This is a genomic window from Paraburkholderia antibiotica, assembly GCF_012927125.1.
GTDB classification, from domain to species: Bacteria; Pseudomonadota; Gammaproteobacteria; order Burkholderiales; family Burkholderiaceae; genus Paraburkholderia; species Paraburkholderia antibiotica.
Genome location: NZ_JABBFZ010000006.1, coordinates 39,265 through 57,938 on the forward strand (window position 1 = coordinate 39,265; position 18,674 = coordinate 57,938).

At 64.0% G+C, this 18,674-nt stretch carries 16 protein-coding genes and 1 riboswitch; of the genes, 4 read left to right on the forward strand and 12 right to left on the reverse strand.

Going from position 1 to position 18,674, the window contains the following annotated elements:
• Positions 1-9 precede the first annotated feature (9 nt).
• Entirely contained in the window at positions 10-912 is a 903-nt protein-coding gene (locus HHL14_RS12740; RefSeq protein WP_169497971.1) for an NAD(P)-dependent oxidoreductase, read from the reverse strand.
• A 79-nt stretch (positions 913-991) separates the two neighbouring features.
• On the reverse strand, positions 992-2,470 hold the full coding sequence (locus tag HHL14_RS12745) for an aldehyde dehydrogenase (RefSeq protein WP_169497972.1): 1,479 nt from the start codon (positions 2,468-2,470) through the stop codon (positions 992-994).
• A gap of 309 nt (positions 2,471-2,779) precedes the next feature.
• On the opposite strand from HHL14_RS12745, the gene HHL14_RS12750 reads away from it, so the two are divergent.
• Positions 2,780-3,163, forward strand: coding sequence for a nuclear transport factor 2 family protein (locus HHL14_RS12750; RefSeq protein ID WP_169497973.1), 384 nt, complete (start codon positions 2,780-2,782; stop codon positions 3,161-3,163).
• 34 nt (positions 3,164-3,197) lie between these two features.
• On the opposite strand, the gene HHL14_RS12755 is transcribed toward HHL14_RS12750, so the two are convergent.
• The 6 genes from HHL14_RS12755 to HHL14_RS12780 form a co-directional block, all read right to left on the reverse strand.
• On the reverse strand, positions 3,198-4,403 hold the full coding sequence (locus HHL14_RS12755; RefSeq protein ID WP_169497974.1) for an aromatic ring-hydroxylating oxygenase subunit alpha: 1,206 nt from the start codon (positions 4,401-4,403) through the stop codon (positions 3,198-3,200).
• Between the two features lie 64 nt (positions 4,404-4,467).
• A complete protein-coding gene (locus tag HHL14_RS12760; RefSeq protein ID WP_169497975.1) occupies positions 4,468-5,298 on the reverse strand; it encodes a siderophore ferric iron reductase in 831 nt (276 codons plus the stop codon).
• 2 nt (positions 5,299-5,300) lie between these two features.
• Positions 5,301-7,196 carry an IucA/IucC family protein gene (locus tag HHL14_RS12765; RefSeq protein WP_329601651.1) on the reverse strand — a complete coding sequence of 632 codons (1,896 nt, stop codon included), beginning with the start codon at positions 7,194-7,196 and terminating at the stop codon, positions 5,301-5,303.
• On the reverse strand, positions 7,193-7,843 hold the full coding sequence (locus HHL14_RS12770) for a GNAT family N-acetyltransferase (RefSeq protein ID WP_169497976.1): 651 nt from the start codon (positions 7,841-7,843) through the stop codon (positions 7,193-7,195). The genes HHL14_RS12765 and HHL14_RS12770 overlap by 4 nt, the downstream gene beginning before the upstream one ends.
• Positions 7,833-9,134, reverse strand: coding sequence for an MFS transporter (locus tag HHL14_RS12775; protein ID WP_169497977.1), 1,302 nt, complete (start codon positions 9,132-9,134; stop codon positions 7,833-7,835). Before HHL14_RS12775 ends, HHL14_RS12770 begins: the two co-directional genes overlap by 11 nt.
• Positions 9,131-10,513, reverse strand: a complete 1,383-nt coding sequence (locus HHL14_RS12780; protein WP_169497978.1) for a lysine N(6)-hydroxylase/L-ornithine N(5)-oxygenase family protein — start codon at positions 10,511-10,513, stop codon at positions 9,131-9,133. The genes HHL14_RS12775 and HHL14_RS12780 overlap by 4 nt, the downstream gene beginning before the upstream one ends.
• 574 nt (positions 10,514-11,087) lie before the next feature.
• On the opposite strand from HHL14_RS12780, the gene HHL14_RS12785 reads away from it, so the two are divergent.
• Positions 11,088-13,301: a TonB-dependent siderophore receptor gene (locus HHL14_RS12785; protein WP_230413015.1), complete on the forward strand. Its 2,214-nt coding sequence runs from the start codon at positions 11,088-11,090 to the stop codon at positions 13,299-13,301.
• A 121-nt stretch (positions 13,302-13,422) separates the two neighbouring features.
• Here the strand turns inward: HHL14_RS12785 and HHL14_RS12790 are convergent, their stop codons facing one another.
• From HHL14_RS12790 to HHL14_RS12805, 4 genes are all read right to left on the reverse strand, one after another.
• Complete coding sequence (locus tag HHL14_RS12790) at positions 13,423-13,899, reverse strand: 6,7-dimethyl-8-ribityllumazine synthase (protein WP_169497979.1); 477 nt, start codon at positions 13,897-13,899, stop codon at positions 13,423-13,425.
• 70 nt (positions 13,900-13,969) lie between these two features.
• Positions 13,970-14,131, reverse strand: a riboswitch (FMN riboswitch).
• 48 nt (positions 14,132-14,179) lie between these two features.
• A complete protein-coding gene (locus HHL14_RS12795) occupies positions 14,180-14,806 on the reverse strand; it encodes a uracil-DNA glycosylase family protein (RefSeq protein WP_169497980.1) in 627 nt (208 codons plus the stop codon).
• 68 nt (positions 14,807-14,874) lie between these two features.
• Positions 14,875-15,417, reverse strand: a complete 543-nt coding sequence (locus tag HHL14_RS12800; RefSeq protein ID WP_169497981.1) for a DUF488 domain-containing protein — start codon at positions 15,415-15,417, stop codon at positions 14,875-14,877.
• Positions 15,418-15,675: 258 nt separating this feature from the next.
• Entirely contained in the window at positions 15,676-16,893 is a 1,218-nt protein-coding gene (locus HHL14_RS12805; protein ID WP_169497982.1) for an FAD-dependent monooxygenase, read from the reverse strand.
• A 167-nt stretch (positions 16,894-17,060) separates the two neighbouring features.
• Between HHL14_RS12805 and HHL14_RS12810 the strand changes: the two genes are divergently transcribed.
• On the forward strand, positions 17,061-18,002 hold the full coding sequence (locus HHL14_RS12810; RefSeq protein ID WP_169497983.1) for a LysR family transcriptional regulator: 942 nt from the start codon (positions 17,061-17,063) through the stop codon (positions 18,000-18,002).
• A 152-nt stretch (positions 18,003-18,154) separates the two neighbouring features.
• On the forward strand, positions 18,155-18,583 hold the full coding sequence (locus tag HHL14_RS12815; RefSeq protein ID WP_169497984.1) for a YybH family protein: 429 nt from the start codon (positions 18,155-18,157) through the stop codon (positions 18,581-18,583).
• Positions 18,584-18,674: the final 91 nt, after the last annotated feature.

Consider the following 18,674-nt stretch of genomic DNA (forward strand, 5'->3'; position numbering starts at 1 on the left):
GCGCTCGCGTCAGGCCGCGGATTGCGCGTTCGCGCCGGCCCGGCCGTCGACGATCTGCACGATCGCGGGATGATAGTTCTGGCCAAAGCCGGCATCGCGTGCCTTGCACATCACGTCGTAGGTGTACTGCGCAATGCGCGGGCTGAAATCGCCTTGCTTCGCGAGCGTCAATGCGAGGCCCGCATCCTTGATCGCGTAGACCAGCGGAAAGACTTTCTCGGGGAACGTGTCGAGCGCCATCGACTTCATGCCGTGATTGCGCAGCACGAAGCTGTCGGCCGAACCCTTGGACAGCATGTCGAACAGCACGTCGCCCTTGAGCCCCGCGCGGCGCCCGATCGTGATGATTTCCGACAGCGCGTTCACCGTCATGAAGACCATCATGTTGTTGAGGATCTTCACCATCTGACCCGCGCCGACGTCGCCGCAATGCAGGATGTCGCTGCCCATGCATGCGAGCAGCGGGCGAATCGACTCGAACAGTGCTTCGCTGCCGCCCACCGCGATCAGCAGCGTGCCCTTGACGGCCGCCTCGGCGGTGCGCGCCACCGGCGCGTCGACATAGGCGATACCGTCTTGCGCCAGCGATTCGGCAAGCGCCCGCGTACGCGCGACGTCGCTCGTGCTCATGTCGACGATCACACGCAGCCGGTCGCCCGCGCCGCGCAACTGCGCGCAGACCGTCTCGACCTGATCGATCGACGGCAACGACAGAAACACCACGTCGACGTTGCGCGCCACCTCGGCGATGCTGTCCTGCGCGATGGCACCGGCTTGCGTGAGCCGCTGCAAGGCTTCAGCGGAGGTGTCGAATACGTGGACGGGCAACGCGGATTTGCGCACGAGATTCGTGCACATCGGACCGCCCATCACGCCGAGACCGATAAAGCCGATTTGCTGATACTGATTCATGGCGTCTCCTGAATTTTTGTGTCGTGGATTGACTGCTGAAAGGGCGAGCGCGAGGCGCCGCCCGTCTGTCTAAGTGAACTTAGGTACGGATCGCGAACGGGTCGCGTACGCCCTCGGAGTAATCGATCATCACGTTGCGGGTCGTCATGTATTCGTGCAGACCGGCTTCGCCGCGTTCGCGGCCGATGCCCGATTCCTTGAAGCCGCCGAACGGCGCCTGCGCGGCGAGCGCCCGATACGTATTGACCCAGATGCTGCCGGCGCGGATTTCCCTGGACACCCGCATCACGCGTGAGATGTCGCGCGACCAGATGCCGGCGGCGAGGCCGTAGCGGGTGTCGTTGGCGATCGCGATGGCTTCCGCTTCGGTATCGAACGGGATGATCGCGAGCACCGGGCCGAAGATTTCTTCCTGGGCCAGTTCGCTGCGATTGTCGACGTCGGCGAAAATCGTCGGCTCGATGAAGTAGCCGTGTTCGAGGCCGGGACCGCTCGCGCGACGGCCGCCCGTCACGAGTCTGCCGCCGGCGTCCTTCGCGGCGTCGATGGCGGCGAGGATGCGCCGGTACTGCAGTTCGTTGGCGACCGCGCCCATCTCGGTGGCGGGGGCGAGCGGATCGCCCATGCGGATCGTGGCGGCGCGCGCCGCGAGCCGCTCGACTACCTGCTGATACACGCCGCGCTGCACGAGCAGGCGCGAGCCGGCCACGCAGGTCTGTCCCGTGGCGCCGAAAATGCCGGCCAGCGCGCCGACCACTGCCTTGTCGAGATCCGCGTCGTCGAAGATGATGTTGGGCGACTTGCCGCCCAGCTCCAGCTTCACGGGCACCAGACGCCGTCCGGCCGCCGCGGCGATATGGCGGCCCACGTTCGGGCTGCCTGTAAAGCTCACCAGCGCTACGCCCGGGTCGTCCACCAGCGCGCGGCCGGTTTCCGCGCCGCCCGTGACGACGTTGAACACGCCGGGCGGAAAGCCCGCTTCCTCGACCAGTGCCGCGAATTCGAGCGTCGACGCCGACGCATGCTCGGACGGTTTGACGACCACGCAATTGCCCGCCGCGAGCGCGGGGGCGAGCTTGTTCGCGAGCAGCGCGAGCGGCGAATTCCACGCGGTAATCAGGCCGACCACGCCGTACGGTTCGAGCGACAGGTAATCGAGCGTGTTCGGCTGATCGAGCGGCAGTTGCTGGCCGAACAGCTTGTCGGCATAGCCGGCGAAATAACGTAGTTGCCGGCCGACCCACAACATCTGCGGACGCGTCTCGCGGACGATCTTGCCGTTGTCCGTGCTCTCGATCGCGGACATGCGCTCGGCGTTGGCTTCGATCAGCGCGGCGAGCTTCTGCATCAGACCGGCGCGCAGCACGCCGGGGGTGTGGCGCCAGTTTTGCTGGAACGCGCGATTCGCTTCGGCGACCGCGCGCGCGACGTCGGCCGCGCTGGCATCGGGGATTTCGGCCCACACGGCGCCGGTATAGGGATTGGTGCTCGGTAGCGTTCGATTGCCGGTCGCGTCCTCGCGCCGTCCGCCGATATAGAGCTGGTATCGCTTGACCACGTCGTCTCCTGTTTTTCGTATCGATGAGCGTGCATCGGCGGCGAGGCGCGCGACGCAACGACAGGCGTCATCTTCGGATCAGGGAGAGCAGGCGTCCAATATCGATTTCGAAGTTCTGTTATTTCGATTCGTGTCGACGGTGTGCGGCTTGCGAGACGGAGATAGGTCGCCTATGCTGCCGTGAGCGCTGTCGGTAGATTGCCCGTTGATATAGCCGCTAAAACGCGGCAATCCACACAACGCCCTCGATGTACGAAGCGGCGGTGTTCCGGCCGCTTCGTATCAACGCTATCTGGATGGAGGCGTTCCATGCAGCAAGGCAGCCTACGTGAAGAGCTGGACGTACACTGGCGGGCGTCGGCCGCCGGCGATCTCGACGCGGAACATGCTATCTACGCCGACGACGCCATCTGCGATTATCCCCAATCAGGTGAACGAATCGTCGGCCGGGCCAATCTTCAGGCGCTGCGCGGTCATCATCCCGGCAAGCCGTCGAATTTCGCCGTCAGGCGAATTCAGGGGAACGGCGATCTCTGGATAACCGAGTACACCATCGCCTATCAGGACCGGATCGCCTACACGATCAGCATCATGGAGTTCCGCGCGGGCAAGGTCGTCCACGAGACGCAGTACTTCTCGGATCCGTTCGAGGCACCGGCCTGGCGCAGTCAATGGGTTCAGCGGATCGAATGAGCTTGAGCGATGCGCCGAGCTTGCGCGCCGGCTCTCAAACCACCCGCATCTCCCACGTTCGACGCCCGATCCCCGGCGCACTCCGTGCCAGCGCGCGCCGATACCACGCATGGAAGTGGCGCATGCCGTCTTCGAGCGGCGACTGATACGGCCCGGCGTCGCTGGTGCCGCGCCGATGCAGGCGCAGCCGACCTGCATCCATGCGCTCGGCGATCTCGTCGTCTTCGACCACGGTCTCCAGATAGGCGGCACGCTGCGCTTCGACGAATTCGCGCTCGAATGCGGCGATGTCCTCGGGGTAGTAAAACTCGACGACGTTCAGCGTCTCCTGCGGCCCCTTCGGATAAAGCGTCGACACCACCAGCGTATGCGGATACAGCTCGATCATCTGCGTCGGGAAGTACGCGAGCCAGATCGCGCCGTACGACGGCGCTTCGCCACCGCGATACTCGAGCAGTCGATCGTGCCACGTCCGGTAGATGTCCGAGCCCGGCTGCGCGAGCGCGTTGTGCACGCCGACGCGCTGCATGCTGTAGGTGTCGGCGAATTCCCAGTCGAGGTCGTCGCAGGTCACGAACTTGCCGAGGCCGGGATGGAACGGCGCGACGTGATAGTCCTCCAGATAGACCTCGATGAAGGTCTTCCAGTTGTAATGGCACGTGTGCGTTTCGACGTGATCGAGCACGTAGCCGGAAAAATCGAACTCGAGACGCGCGAACACGCGAGCCATGTCGTCGGCGGGTTCGCGCGGTCCTTCGTAGAGGAGTCCGTGGCAATGCTTCAGACCGAAGCGTTCGAGATTGCGGCACGGCTTGTGTTCGAATTCGGGCGCGCCGATCAGTTCGCCCCGGCCGTCATAGGTCCAGCGATGCAGCGGACACACGATGTTGCCGCCCGTCGCCGCGAGATTGCCGCTGGTGTGGCTGGAGCCGCTGACGTCGCCAGCCTCGCCGCCGAGCATCAGTGCCTGGCGGTGCCGGCATACGTTCGATAGCAACTGCACGCCGCCCGCGTTGCGTACCAGCACGCGGCCGCCTTCGTCCTGCGGCAGGCGTCGCCAGTCGCCAGGATTCGGCACCGACTGCTCGTGGCCAACGTAGAGCGCGGAGTTCGCGAAGATGCGCGCCATCTCGAGCTCGAACAGCGCGTCGTCGAAGTACGCGCTCGCGGGCAGTGGAAGGTCCCCGTCGCCGACGTCGTCCGTCAGGGCGAGATGGGGCAGGTTGCTGATGTCGTTCATCGATCGTTTCCTTTCGTTGGAGCGCCGCGCGCTCCGGCATGCGCGTGTGTCGATGCGGGTGCATTCATGCGGCCGCCGCGGCGTCGTGCTCCGCATTCAGACGGGCGATGCGCTCGCACTTCTGCAGCCGTGGACAGGTGCTGCAGAGTTCGCCGTCGCGCCGCCGATAGTGATAACAGCAGGTCTGTCGATCGAGCGCGAGGGCGCTCGACCGGTCGCTGCGCGTGTAGGCGAAGAAGCCGCCGCGTCCGTCGAGCGAGAGCGCCGCGAGCCAACGCTCGCCGAGCGCTTCGACGTGCGCGTGATCCCACTCGGGATGCACGGCGCGTACCGCCAGCAGCGCCGCGAGCACACAGTCGGCCTGCATGCCCGCGGCGGCGATCGGATTGACGCGAATCACGCGCGATAAATCGTCGAAGCTCTGCGTGCAACACGCGACGATTTCGCGCGCGGTGAGTTCGATCAGCGCGGCGGGCTCCGCCTGCGCCGGCTCGTGAGCGGGCACGCGCACTTCGCGGGTCCAGCCGTTTTCGATCGGCTGCTCGAAGCGCGCGAGCGACAGCACGCGCTGCGTCGTATGCGCGCCGATCACGCTCAGGTAGATCGGCTGCCAGATCAGAATGCCCCAACAGCGCAGCGACCAGTACGCGCGCCCAGCCTCGGGATAGGCGTCGGTCCAGTGCGCGAGCAGGGCTTCGAGCGCGGCGCGATTGCCGTCGTCCGCAGCGGGGCGTTGTTGCGCGACGCCACCGCGTCCGGCTTCGGCGGTGCTGACAGTGCCGATGGCGTCGAGGGTGCCGATCACACGCGGGCCGTCGGCGACTACGCCGCGCAGGCCAGGCACGACGCTCGCGGCGAGCCGCAGCAGATGGTCCAGTGCAGGGCGCGCCGTCATGCTCAGGCCTCGACGGCTTCCGCGAGCACGCCCGCGTCGGCGGTTCGGTCTGCCGCGCGTCGGCCCGCGAGCGGGTTGTGCAGGTTGCCCGCCATCTTCAGGTTGCCGGCCGGGTCGGACAGATTGACCATCTGCAGGTTGTTGCCGAGCTGCAGGCGGTTCAGGCACGAGTGCAGGAACTCCGGCGCGAACATGTCGTATTCCGCGTATTTCTGCGCGAGCTGCGGATGCGCTTCCTGATAACGCGTGACGCAACGCGCGACCGCGTTCCAGAACACGTCTTCGGTGCAGCAGCCATGCTCGACGAGAATCTGGTTCACGTAGCGGAAGAAACCGTCGAACACGTCGATGAAAATCGCCAGCAGCTTCACGCGCTCGGGCACGTCGACCGCGAGCCGCTTGACGTTGTCGGGCAGCTTCGCGTCCTTGTTCAGGATCGCCGATTCTTCCGCGATGTCCTTCATGATCGCGCGCACCGGCACGTGGTTTTCCAGGACCAGGATCAGGTTTTCGCCGTGCGGCATGAAGACGAGATCGTACGTGTAGAAGCAGTGCACGAGAGGCGCCAGATACGCTTCCATATAGCGGTCGAGCCACGCTTGTACGCCGAGCCCCGACGCTTCGATCAACGCGGGCAGCAGTGCGCGGCCATCGCGATCGGTATGCAGCAACGCGGCCATCGTCATCAGGCGCTGGCCCTCGCCCGCATGCGCGAGCGGGTTTTCACGCCACAGCGCAGAAAACATCTTCTTGTACGGCGTATCCGTTTGCACGGCCGCTTCGTAGTAGCCGTTGCGGAAACCGAGCGACGCGACTTCGCGCAGAATCGTGAAGCCCTGGCCGCGCAGATACGCGTCGCCGTCGACGAGACCCTTGATGTAGTCGTTGATCGCCGGCGTGCCCGACATGTAGTACGGCGACAGGCCGCGCATGAAGCCCATGTTGAGGATCGACAGCGAGGTCTTCACGTAGCGCTTTGAGCGGTCCGATACGTTAAAGAAGGTGCGGATCGACTGCTGCGCGAGATAGCGGTCCTCGCCGTAGCCGAGACAGATGATCCGGTTCGTCGCGACGTAAGACGCGAACGCGATCGACAGCTTGTTGAACCACTGCCACGGATGAGCGGGCATCAGGTGATAGTCGTCGAAATCGCAACCGCGCGCCTCGACGATCGCGCGGAATTTCGCCACCGTCGATGCGCCGAGTTCTTCGTCCATCAGGCGCGCGTAGTCGAGATCCTCCGAGCAATGGAACGCGGCATTGTCCTTGTGGACAGCCAGCCAGATCACCTGGATCGTCGAGCCGGCCTCGGGCGCGAACGCACGGTAGTCGCCTGCGTCGAAGCCGAGGCGGCCGTTGTTCGCGACGAAGCCCGGATGCCCTTCGCTCATCGCGGTCTCGATCGCCTGGAAATCCGCGTGCAGCAGATCGGGCGTGTCGGGTCCCTCCTTGACGGCCTTGTAGGCGGCGCCGTACAGCGTGCTGCTGATTTCGTCGAGATAGATCGGCAGCATCTCTTCCTTGATGCCGAGGCGGGCGCGCACGTCGAGGATGAACGCGAGCGCGTCGAGCGGCTGTTCGACGCCGTCTTTCGTGCAGACGATCGATTCCGGCCGGATGCTCCAGTGGCGCAGCGCCAGCTGGCGCGCGTCGAACGTGTAGACGCGCGTGCCGTCGTCGGATTTCACTTCGTAGCGGGCGTGATGCTCGGCCGCCGCGTCGCCGATCCGTTGCGGCTCGACGATCAGCTCGTGCGCGTATTCGGCGAGCGCCTTGCGCACCAGCATGCGGTTGGCGTTGCGCCACACTGCCGGCGTCAGATGCGCGGCGGCCTCGGGCGGGTTCAGCATCACGTTCTGGGTGGCTTGTTGCATGGTCAGTTGGGTCGTCGAAGTCATTGCGATTGATCCTTTTCCGGAGTGGTTTGAGTAGCGTAGAAATCCGCGCGAGTGCAGAACGCCAGCGACGCGGTTTTCTCGCGGAACGCGACGTTCTTCGCATAGACGAAGCCCATCGCGCGATTGAGTGCATGAATGCGCGTGTTGCGCGCATCCGGTTCGACGACGATACGCATCGCGTCCCGTTGCTCGAACAGGAACGTCATCAGCGAGCGGAATACGTGTTGCGTGTAGCCGGGCACAGGCTTCGTCGCGGGTCCGACGAACAGATGCATGCCGAGGTCGCCCGGCAGCGGCGCGTAGTGCTCGCCGACTTCGTCGTGCGCGGGGTCGTAGCTTTCGAACAGGAACGCGCTCGCGCCGTGCTGACTGCCGATCCAGGCTTGTGCATGGCCGGAATCCTGGATCGCCTGATAGAACGCGGCGACTTCGTCGACGCTCTTGTCGCGCATGTTCCAGAACGCCGCGCGTTCCTCGATGAACCAGCGATGCAGCGTCGGCGCGTCACGCGCAACGTCGAGCGCGCGGATCTCGAAGTCGTTGGCGGTGCTGCGGGAGAGTCCCGCGACGCGCGGCGAGCGCTGGACGGCAGGCAAGGGCGCGGCGTAGCGCAGCGCGATTTCGTCGGCGACGATGTCAGTTCGCATGGGCAGGGGCTCCTGGTTCGACAAGTTCGGGGGCAAGCGTCGCGTCGGCGAGCGCGGCATTCGCGGGTTGTCCTGCGGGTTGATTAGCCGGTTGAGTGGCCGGCGCGCGTTCGAGCAGCCAGAGACTGAGCAGGCCGGTCAGCACGAGCCCCGCCGAGGCGACGAAGAACGGCGCACGCAAGCCGGTTTCATCGACGATCGCGCCGGCCGCGAACGACGCGAGCAACACGCCGAGGTTCTGGAAGAAATTGACCACGGCAAAGTCGGCTGCATACGAAGCGGGCTTGCTGAGCGCGAACATCGTCACGTCGAGCTTCACGACGATCTGGAAGAACGCCCAGCCGAACAGCACGCGCCCGACGATGATCGCGAGCGGCGTCTCGATGCCTTGCAGCAGCAGTCCCACGGTGCACAGCAGCAGGTTGCCGATCATGTGATCCGGCAGCCGTCGGCCCGCGTCGGCGATCCGCTTGTTGATGCGCAACGCGATCAGCGCGACCATGCCGGGAATCGCGAACACGGCGCCCGACACCAGTTCGCTCGGCGAGCCGCTGACGCTTTGCCAGTACGACGACATGAACGGCCGGATCAGGTACACGCAGAAATCGAACGCGAGCATCAGCAGCGCGAGCCGCAAGATCGGCAGACGGTCGCGCAGCGTGCGGCGCGCGGTGTGCGCGTCTGCGTGCATCCCGGCGGGTGTCCCGGCGTGGGCTTCGTCAGCGAAGCGGCAGCGTCGCGGGATCGCATGGGCGCGGATCAGCCACAGGCAGATGAACATCTGCGCGAAGTCACCGGCGGCCATTGCGAAGATGCAGGTGTGCGCGTCCCAGACCTGCATCACGAAGCCGCCCGCCACCGCGCCCGCGATCGCGCCGAAGTGCACGACCACCGACAGCAGCCCGATCGTATGCGCGTGCGACTCCTTCGGCTCGAAGCGCATCATGTACGGATACATCAGCAGATAGCTGCTTTTGCACATAAACATCGCGAGCGACAGCACCCAGAAGAGCGGCACCGTCGGCGCCCAGTAGCTCGCGAGCGACAGCACGCCGGCCGCGAATTGCGTATAGACGAGCAGGTGCATCGCGTCGAGCCGCTTCGCGATGCGCGCCCACACGGGCAGCGTCAGCATCACGACGATCGAAATGAACGCGACGTAGGCGCCCGCATGCACGGGGCTCGTCACACCATAGCGCGCGGCGAAGAACTGCGGGTAGAACGGAATGAGGATCGCGTCGCTGATGACGGCAAACGTCGTCATCAGGATGATCATGTTGCGCAAACTCATTCGGCCTCCAGCGGCGCCTTCACGAAGGCGTCGGTGTCCGGCACCGAGAAGTCCTGCAATGCGATGCGTCGCTCGATCTTGTAGTGCTCGACGCCGGTGATTTCGCGCAGGATGCACGAGTTGCGGTAGCAGCTCATGCCGAGGTCGGGGTTGGTCAGGCCATGGCTGTAGAGCCCGGCGTTCTGTACGAACACGTCGCGTTCGTTGACGTCGATCGCGTAGTTGCGCGACAGCCGATAGCGGCCCTTGTCGTCCCAGCGGATGCGCTCGCGAATACCGTCGATAAAGCGCGGCACGTTCTGCGTATAACCGGTCGCGAAGATCGCGCCATCGGTCACGTGCGTGTATTGCACGCCTTCGTCGCGCTGCACGAAGCGCAGGTGGTAGCGGTCGTCGACGGCGTCGTAATGACAGCCGGTCATCTCGGAGTTGGTGATGAGCCGCGCGTTCTGATGGCCCCGGCTGCGGCGGTCGTCGAGCAGGTCGTAGATCTGGTTGATCAGCGACGCGTTCACGCCTTTGTAAAGACTGTCCTGCTTCGCGATGATGCTTTCACGCACGCCATCCGGCAGGTTGTAGAAATAGTCGATGTAATCCGGCGAGATCATCTCCAGCGTGAGCTTGGTGTTCTCCATCTGGAAGAAGCGTGGCGAGCGGGTGATCCACGTGAGCGAGTAGTCGTGCTCGTCGCTTTCCTTCAGCAGGTCGTAGAAGATTTCGGCGGCGCTCTGGCCGCTGCCGATCACCGCGATCGAGCGCTTGTGCTGCAACTCCTCTTTACGCGCGACGTATTGCGCGCTGTGAATGCAACGCTCGCGTGTGTCTTCGCAGCAGGACGGCAGTTGCGGCACCGAGCCGACGCCCACCACGAGGCGTTTCGCGCGATGCACGAACGGCTGGCCGGTCCGTACGTGCCGGCCGCTCACCACGTAATGCGCATGCTCGGCATCGTATTCGACGGTCTCGACGTTCGAGCCGAACGCGATACTGGACAGTTGCCCGATCGCCCATTTGCAATAGCGGTTGTACTCGGCGCGGCTCAGATAGAAGCGCTCTCGGATGTAGTACGCGTAGAGCTTGCCTTCCTGCTTGCAGTAGTTGAGGAAGCTGAACTTGCTCTGCGGGTCGGCGAGACTGACGAGGTCGGCGAGAAAGGGATTCTGCAGCGTGGTGTCGTCGATCAGCATGCCGGGATGCCAGTCGAAGTCTTCGTTGCGCTCGAGAAAGAGGCCGTGCAGATCGCGGATCGGCTCGGCGAGACACGCGAGGCTCAGATTGAACGGCCCCAGACCGATCGCGACGAAGTCGAGCACGGCGGGCTGCGTCGCGGCATGCGTCTGCCTTGCTTGAATTCCTGAATAAACATTAGGTGTACTCATGGTTAGCTTCCTGTTTGGCCGGATAAGACCATGGTGAGATGCCTCATCGATGGACGGAAATCGGAGAGATGTCAGACGGCTGTGCGGCAGGACGTAGACGACCTGAGAAATGCATCAAATGAGAATGGATCTCATTCTTGTTGGCGAATCATAGGAAGTTTGTTGAAGGATCGCAAGAGCCAAATCGCGGTGTCGGTAGGAATCCGAATCAATGGCTCGATTCGCCACGCATCGCGCAGCGACGCGCCGTATCGACGCGAAAGTCCAGCCGGCTCGGGTCGGCCACGGATGGCAGAGGGCTTGCTTTGGCCGCGCCGATCAGCTCCTCGACGGCGTCGTTTTTTCGAGATTTTGTCTCGTAAAAACCCTTCTGACGATGGGGCCTCACGCGGCAAGTCGCTGTCCGGGCTAGCGCCGCGGGAAAGCCGCGGCTGTCGCGCCGTTACCACTGCAAGCCATTCGAATCAGGTCGTAATGCTTTCAAAAGGCATAAGCCTTTGCTACTATCGCGCTCTCTTGGAATAAGAATCAATCTCATTCTCATACTGACGGAGGCGCTCGTTCGCTGGTAGACATGAAGAATCAAAAGAACACACGTACAGGAAGACTCTCCCTTCATCGTCCGTTGCAGATTGCCGTCTGGCTGGCTTTTGCCGGCGCGGCGCAAGCTGCGTTAGCCCAAAGCGCCGCGAGCGGGGAAGCCGCGGCGCCGGGCGCCAGTACCGCCGCGCCGACGTCGGGAGCGCCAGCGGCAAGCGGGGCGGAACGGGCATTACCGGCCGTCAACGTCAGCGCAAGCGCGCAGAGCGATTCGCCGTTGAACCTGCGCACGCCTGTGTCGTCCGGCGCGCTGGGCTCGCGCTCCCAGCTCGAGACGCCGTTTTCGACCACGGTCGTGACCGGCGAAGATCTCGCCGACCGCCAGGCGAACAAGCTCGGCGACGTGTTCGCGGGGGACGCGTCGGTCACCGACAACAGCAGCGCGTATAGCGCGTGGGCCACCTATATTTCGATTCGCGGTTTGCCGATCGACTGGCAGAACGGCTTCCGTATCGACGGCAATCCGTTCATTTCGTACGGCATCACGATGCCCTACGAAAACCTCGAACGAGTCGAACTGCTGAAGGGCCTCGGTGGCTTCATGTATGGCTTCGCGCAGCCGGGCGGGATGGTCAACTACGTGACGAAGAAGCCGGCGGACCAGCCGGTGACGAGCGTCTCGGTCGGCTACAGGATGGACAGCGTGTTCAGCCAGCACGCGGACCTGAGCCGGCGCTTCGGCCCGGACGGCATGTTCGGCGCGCGCATCAACTACACGCACGAGGCGGGCAAGACCTACAACGCGGGCGACATCAACCGCAATTCGCTGGCGGTCGCGCTCGACGGTCAGCTCACGCGCGACCTTAGTGTCTACTTCAACGCGATCTATCAGCAAAGCCGCTCGAGCGGTCAGACGCCCGCGATCTATACCGGCAGTTATGTCGGCACGAGCCTGCCCGCGACGATCAGCGGCGGCAGCAATTTTCTCGGCGGCACCGATCAGCATCTGAATACGAACCTGCAGTTGTACACGGGGGGCGTCAAATATCAGATCACGCCGAACTGGTCGTTCAACACGTCGATGAGCTACAGCAAGTCGTCGCGCGATCGTAACGAGAGCACGTTGACGCTGCTGAACCAGGCGGGCGACTACACCGACAACCGCTGGAACGGCGACGAAGCTCACCAGGATATCTACTGGCAGGGCATGTTCGAAGGCAAGGTGAAGACTGGCATCTTCTCGCATCAGCTGGTGTTCGGCGCGGCGTATCAGCATCAGACCAACGACTACAGCTCTGTTTCGCACTACTTCACGTTGGGCGACGGCAATCTGTTCCAGCCGAACCCGTGGCGTTACTACTCAGGTGCGGGTCTGGAGACGTACCGTGCTAGCGAGATCACGCAGAAGTCGCTGTTCGCGAGCGATACGGTCCAGCTGACGGATCGCCTGTCGCTGCTCGCCGGCGTGCGCTACACGAACTACGATCAGGAAACCTATAACCTCGACGGTTCGCTTGCGTCGCGGTACGGTCAGAACGGCGTGCTCACGCCGACGACCGCGCTGATGTACAAGCTCGATCCGTACACCACGCTCTACGCGAGCTACGTGGAGGCGCTGGAGCAGGGCGCGCTGGTCAATACGATCTACGCGAACGGCGGAGCGCTGCTGAATCCGCTGCGCTCGCGTCAGTACGAGGTCGGCATCAAGACCGAGCGGGAGCGTTGGAGCGCGACGGCCGCGCTGTTCCGCATCGAACGCGGCGCGTCTTATGCAAACGATCAGAACGTCTACGTGCAGGACGGCAATTCGATCTATCAAGGCGTCGAAGCGGCTGGCAGCGTGAAGCTCGGACGCAACTGGAAGGTGGCCGGCTCGATGATGCTGCTCGACTCGTGGTATGCGAAGGGGCAGGCCTACAACGGCAATCGCGTCGCCGGTGCGCCGCAATTCGTGGCCTCCGGCCGCGTGACCTATGACGTGCCGCAGCTTCCGGGTCTGCAGGTCGGCGCCGCCGCGAAATTCACGGGCAGCACCAAGGTGCGTCCGGCGGGCGATCTGGAGACGGGCGGCTACATGATCGTGAACGTCGGCGCGAACTACCTGACCCGCATTGGTGGGCACGATGTGACGCTGCGCGCGGCGATCGACAACATCACGAATCGTCGCTACTGGATGTATCAGTACTCGGACTACATCGCGCCGGGCGATCCGCGCATGGTCAGCGTGAACGCGAAGATCGATTTCTGATCGACGCGTGATGCGTTTAGCGGCCGGTTCGCCTCGACGGTGAACCGGCCGTATTCGTTTGAGTTGGCGTGGCCGCGACCGTGTGTGAGTTCGCGGCCACGTATCGAACGGGTAGGGCGAGTTATCGCGCGACCAGCTCCGACAGTTTGCGCACGGTTTCGGCGCATGCGCGTGCGGCCTCCGCGCCCTTCACGACGAAGTGCTCGCGGAAGAACTTCACGTGCTCTTCACCGCTATGGAAATGGTGCGGCGTGAGCACTGCCGAGAAGACCGGCGTACCCGTTTCGAGCTGCACCTGCATAAGTCCCGTAATCACCGCTTGCGCGACGAACTCGTGCCGATAGATGCCGCCGTCCACCACCAGACCCGCGGCGACGATGCCGCCGTAACGGCCGCTTTGCGCAAGACGCTTCGCGTGCAACGGAATTTCGAACGCGCCGGGCACTTCGAACAGATCGATATCGTCGGCGCTATAGCCGTATTCCTTGATCGCTTCGAGGAACGAGGTCTTGCACTGATCGACGATGTCGCGATGCCAGCATGCCTGGATGAACGCGATACGCGGACGTTCGTTGGAAAAAAAGAAAGATGTGTTCATGGACTTCAGCCTGTTTGTGTGAACAGGGCGAAGGACGGCCGTCTCCCCGCATGCGCGAGCAGGCTGGCCGTCCTGTTCTCTTTCATCCGGACTATACCGTCGGCCCCGGAATCCAACCGGGTCTGCTGACCTCTGTCGCCGCAATGGGAGCAGCACCAGAGCGCTCGCGGGCTACGTCTTGCGAAAGACGATTACCGCCGGTGGGGAATTTCACCCCGCCCCGAGAACGGGTTCTTGACGAACGGCGCGTACCTTACCATGAATTCAGGCGCACTGCTGGCTAGCCGCGGGCGCCGTAAGTCAGTGCCGCCGCGACCCGCTCGCGCAAGGCCGGCAGCACCTCGCCTTCGAACCACGGATTGCGTTTGAACCACGCGATATTGCGCGGCGACGGATGCGGCAGCGGCATGATGCGCGGCCCGAACTTCGACCCGCGGAGAAGCGTATCCGTCAGGGTCGGGCCGAATGCGTCGCCGAGCCCGAAGCGCTGCGCGTACTGGCCGATCAGCAGCGTGAGCCGCACCGACTCCATCTGCGCGAGCAACTCGCGATGCCAGCGGCTCGCACATTCGGGGCGAGGCGGCAAGTCGCCGCTCGCGCCGCGCCCCGGAAAACAGAAGCCCATCGGTACGAGCGCGAACTTCGAGGCGTCGTAGAACGTTGCATCGTCGACGCCGAGCCACGTCCGCAGCCGCGCGCCGCTCGCGTCGCTCCACGGCACACCCGACGCATGAACCCTGGCGCCCGGCGCCTGGCCGATGATCAGCACGCGTGACTCCACCGACGCGCTCAACACGGGGCGGGGCGCGTGCGGCAACTGCGGCGCGCACAGCGTGCACGCGCGGATCTCGAGCAGCAGGGTGTCGAGCGAGGAAGGTGGGGAAGTGGGTGTCTTCGTCACAGCCATATAAGGTGGAGCGATGTGACGGGCGGGAGACTCAGGGGCGACTGAAAGGCGATTAGCCGGGAGTCGGTTCAGGTTTCCTGCTGAGCCGGGTAGATCAGCGTGCCGTCGGATTGAGGCTGCGCACCCGGCGTCATCGTGGCGGGGTTCGTGTGGTGCGCGTCCAGGATGTGCAGCACGGTTTCGCGGTGCATCAGCAGATAGTCCGTGATGATACGCCGGTGACAGCGCCACCAGACCGCCTCCGAGCACATGATCGCGCAGCGCTGCCGCTGTCCGAGCGTCAGCAGTTGCGCGAATCCTTCGCGAAACGCGTCGCTCATCGCGTAGTCCGCGTAGTTGCGAAACGCCGGATGGGTCCAGTACCCGTTCGGCGACGGGGTGTCGTCCTTGCGCTTGCTACGACGCCCGCCAAGCGCCGCGAGATGCACGTAATCGATATGCTCGGGCGCGAGCGATGCGGGCAGCGTGTCGCAATTGAATTGCGGATTGGTGCGCGAGCGCGGAATGCTGCGCACGTCGACCAGCATCGCGATCTGCTCGCCTTTCAGCAGCGCGACGAAGTCCTGCAATGAACGGGTGGAGTGGCCGATCGTGTAAAACGCGCGTTTCATCGGTGCCTCGCCGGATGGGTCGGGCGACGATCGCCATAGGTTTACAACGTGGAACATGGATGGTCAACCGCGGTGTGGCATGACAGGCTCAGCGAACCGAACGCATTCGCCGCTCATGCTGCGTTGCCGCTTATGTGCACGCGTGCGACGCGGCAATGAAAAAGGAGAGCCGGTTCGGCTCTCCTCGTGATACGGCTCGACTGATCGGATGCCGTCAGGCAAGAATCCCCCGCTTACAGCGACCTGGAATGCCGCAGCTTAAAGCCAGGTGCCGCCCTGACGTTCATTCGGCTCCTGCGAGAGCGCATCGAAATCGTGAATCCAGTCGAGGTGATGCAGCACACGTTCGCGCGAGCCGAGGCGGGCGTTGCGCTCCGATGCTGCTGGGCCGTCGGGCAGATGCAGCACGTCGGCGGTGGAAATCGACGCGTATTGCACCTTGCGCGTGCGGCCTCGACGCAGACGCTCGTAAGCTTCCTGTGCCGCGCGCCAGTTTCCCGCTCCCGCCTTCGCGAGCTGGTCGGCCAGCACCACCGCGTCTTCGATCGACTGATTCGCGCCCTGGCCGTGGTGCGGCACCAGCGCATGCGCGGCATCGCCGATCAGCGTCACGCGGCCCTTGCTCCAGCGGCCGAGCGGCGGACGGTGAAACAGACCCCAACGCTGGCTGATCGGTACCGCCGTGATCATCTGCACCACGGCCGGATGCCAGTCCTTGAAGAGCCGCAACTGCTCGCCCTCGCTCGCCGGCATGACCCAGTCACGCGACGGCCACGGCGACGGATGACGCTCGACCAGCAGGAAATTCTGGTCGCCCTTGTCGCCGATCGGATAGTGCAGCAGATGACCGCCGGGTCCGACCCAGAACTGGATCGTCTCGGGATCGGGCAACAGATCCATGAGTTCGGCCGGCACCACGCCACGGAAACCGGAACAGCCCGAATACAGCACGTCGTCGTAGCCGAGCATCCAGCGTCGCGTGAGAGAACGTGCGCCGTCGGCGCCGATCACCAGATCGGCCTCGACGCGCTCGCCGTTCTGGAACGTCAGTTCCACGCGATCCGCGTTCTGGGTCAGCTCGACGAGCCGATGGCCGAGCTTGATGCGGTCGAGACCGACCGCGCTGGACAGGATCGCCTGGAGATCGGCGCGATGCACACCCCAATACGAGCCGCCGAATTGCCCGCGATAGTCCGGCGCGCCGCGATGATGGCCGATCACTTCGCCGCTGCGGCCGTCGCGATAGACGAGGGCGGGGACTTCCGCGCAGACCTTTTCGAAGGCGGCACGCAAGCCCATCCGATCGTAGAAGCGCGTCGCATTGGCCGACAGCGCGACGGCCGCGCCCACCTCGCGAAGCTCGTCGGTCTGCTCGTAGAGCTGCGCATCGATGCCGTGTTCGCGCAGGGCGAGCGCAAGCGTCAGACCGCCGATGCCGGCGCCGACGATGGCGATTTTCAGATCGTTCTGCTTCATGAGGTGTCTCCGCTATTCAGATTGGTAGGCGAGGCGACGCTGGCCGCTCGTGGCGTGTCGAATGCGTACGCCGTGTGGCTATTCTCGGTGGCCGACTCTCATTCCACAATAAAATGGAGGAAATCTGCTTCATCACTGAATTGAATGAACCTCGGAAGGCCGGAACCATGGAACTGGGCGAGATCGATCTTAATCTGCTGCTGCTTTTCCATCGCTTGATGCAGGAGCGGCGCGTCGCGACCGTGGCCGAGCAGATGAACATGAGCCAGCCCGGCGTCAGCAATGCGCTCGCGAAGCTGCGTCGCCGGTTGGGCGATCCGCTGTTCGTGCGCGGGCCGGGCGGCGTGGTGCCCACGCCGTTCGCGCTGCGGCTGGCGGAACCGGTCGCGCAGGCACTCGCGACGCTGCGCGGCGCGCTGAATCCGGTGACCGGCTTCGATCCGCTGCGCGCGACGTCGACGATGACCATCGGCATGACGGATATCGGCGAAGTGGTGTTTCTGCCCGCGCTGCTCGAACGATTGTCGCGGGAAGCACCGGGCGTCGCGCTCAATACGGTGCGTCACAGCGGCGTCAATCTCGGCGAACAGATGGCCGATGGCCGGGTCGATCTCGCGATCGGTTTGCTGCCGCAACTGAAGGGCGGTTTCTATCAGCGCCGTCTGTTCGATCAGCGCTACGTCTGCCTGTTCAGACGCGGTCATCCGCTCGAAGAGGTGCCGCTCACGCTCGCCAGCTGGCGCGAGGCCGAGCATCTGGTGGTGGTATCGGCCGGCACCGGGCACGGTCAGGTGGAAGAGTCGCTGAAGCGGCGCGGCGTTCGGCGTCAGGTGCGGCTAACGGTGCCGCATTTCATGAGCGTCGGTTACATCCTGCAGCGCACCGATCTGATCGCGACGGTGCCGGAGCGACGGGCTCTGCAACTGGCCGAGCCATTCTCGCTGAGTCTGCGCGGATTACCGATGACGCTGCCTGCCGCGCCGATCCATCTGCTGTGGCACGAACGGGTCCAGCAGGATGAGGGCAACCGCTGGTTGCGCGGAGTGGTGATCGATCTGTTCGCGGATCAGGTGAGGCAGGGGCGGAGGGCGAAGGTGGGGGAGGAGTAGGGTGAAAGAATCCGCAGATTTTCTCGGCCTGAATGTCGATTTCGTGGTGAGTCGATCGTCGTGATTTTTGCAGGGCAACCGGTCAGTGCCGCGGATTTGCCGCTTTCCGCGAATGCTGACCGCCATCGTCATCGAACCCGGGAGGACCCGCCGTGAACACACTCGACAATCCGGTTCTACAGGTACTGAAGGACTATCAGGCCGCGGTATTCGCTAAGGACGTCAACGCGTTCGTCGCGCTATACGATCGCGAGGTGCGCATCTTCGACATGTGGGGCGCCTGGTCGTACGAGGATGTCGCGTCGTGGCGGCAGATGGTGGAGGGCTGGTTCGGCTCGCTCGGCACGGAACGCGTGATAGTCGATTTCAGCGACGTGCAAACGAGCGTCGCCGGAGAGCTTGCCGTTGCGCATGCCTTTGTGAATTACAAGGCCGTCGATACCAACGGCGCGGCGTTGCGCTCGATGGACAACCGGCTGAGTCTCGCGCTCAGGCAGGCCGGTGGAGGGTGGAAGATCGTGCATCAGCACACGTCTTCGCCGATCGAGACCGGGACCGCGCAGGTGCTTTTCAGGCGCTGATGCCCTACGCTGATCCGTTGGTGAAGCGGAAGCGTCTGGATTCGATCGTTCGACATCGCGCGTTCGGCGCGTCGATAATCATGGCTGTGTT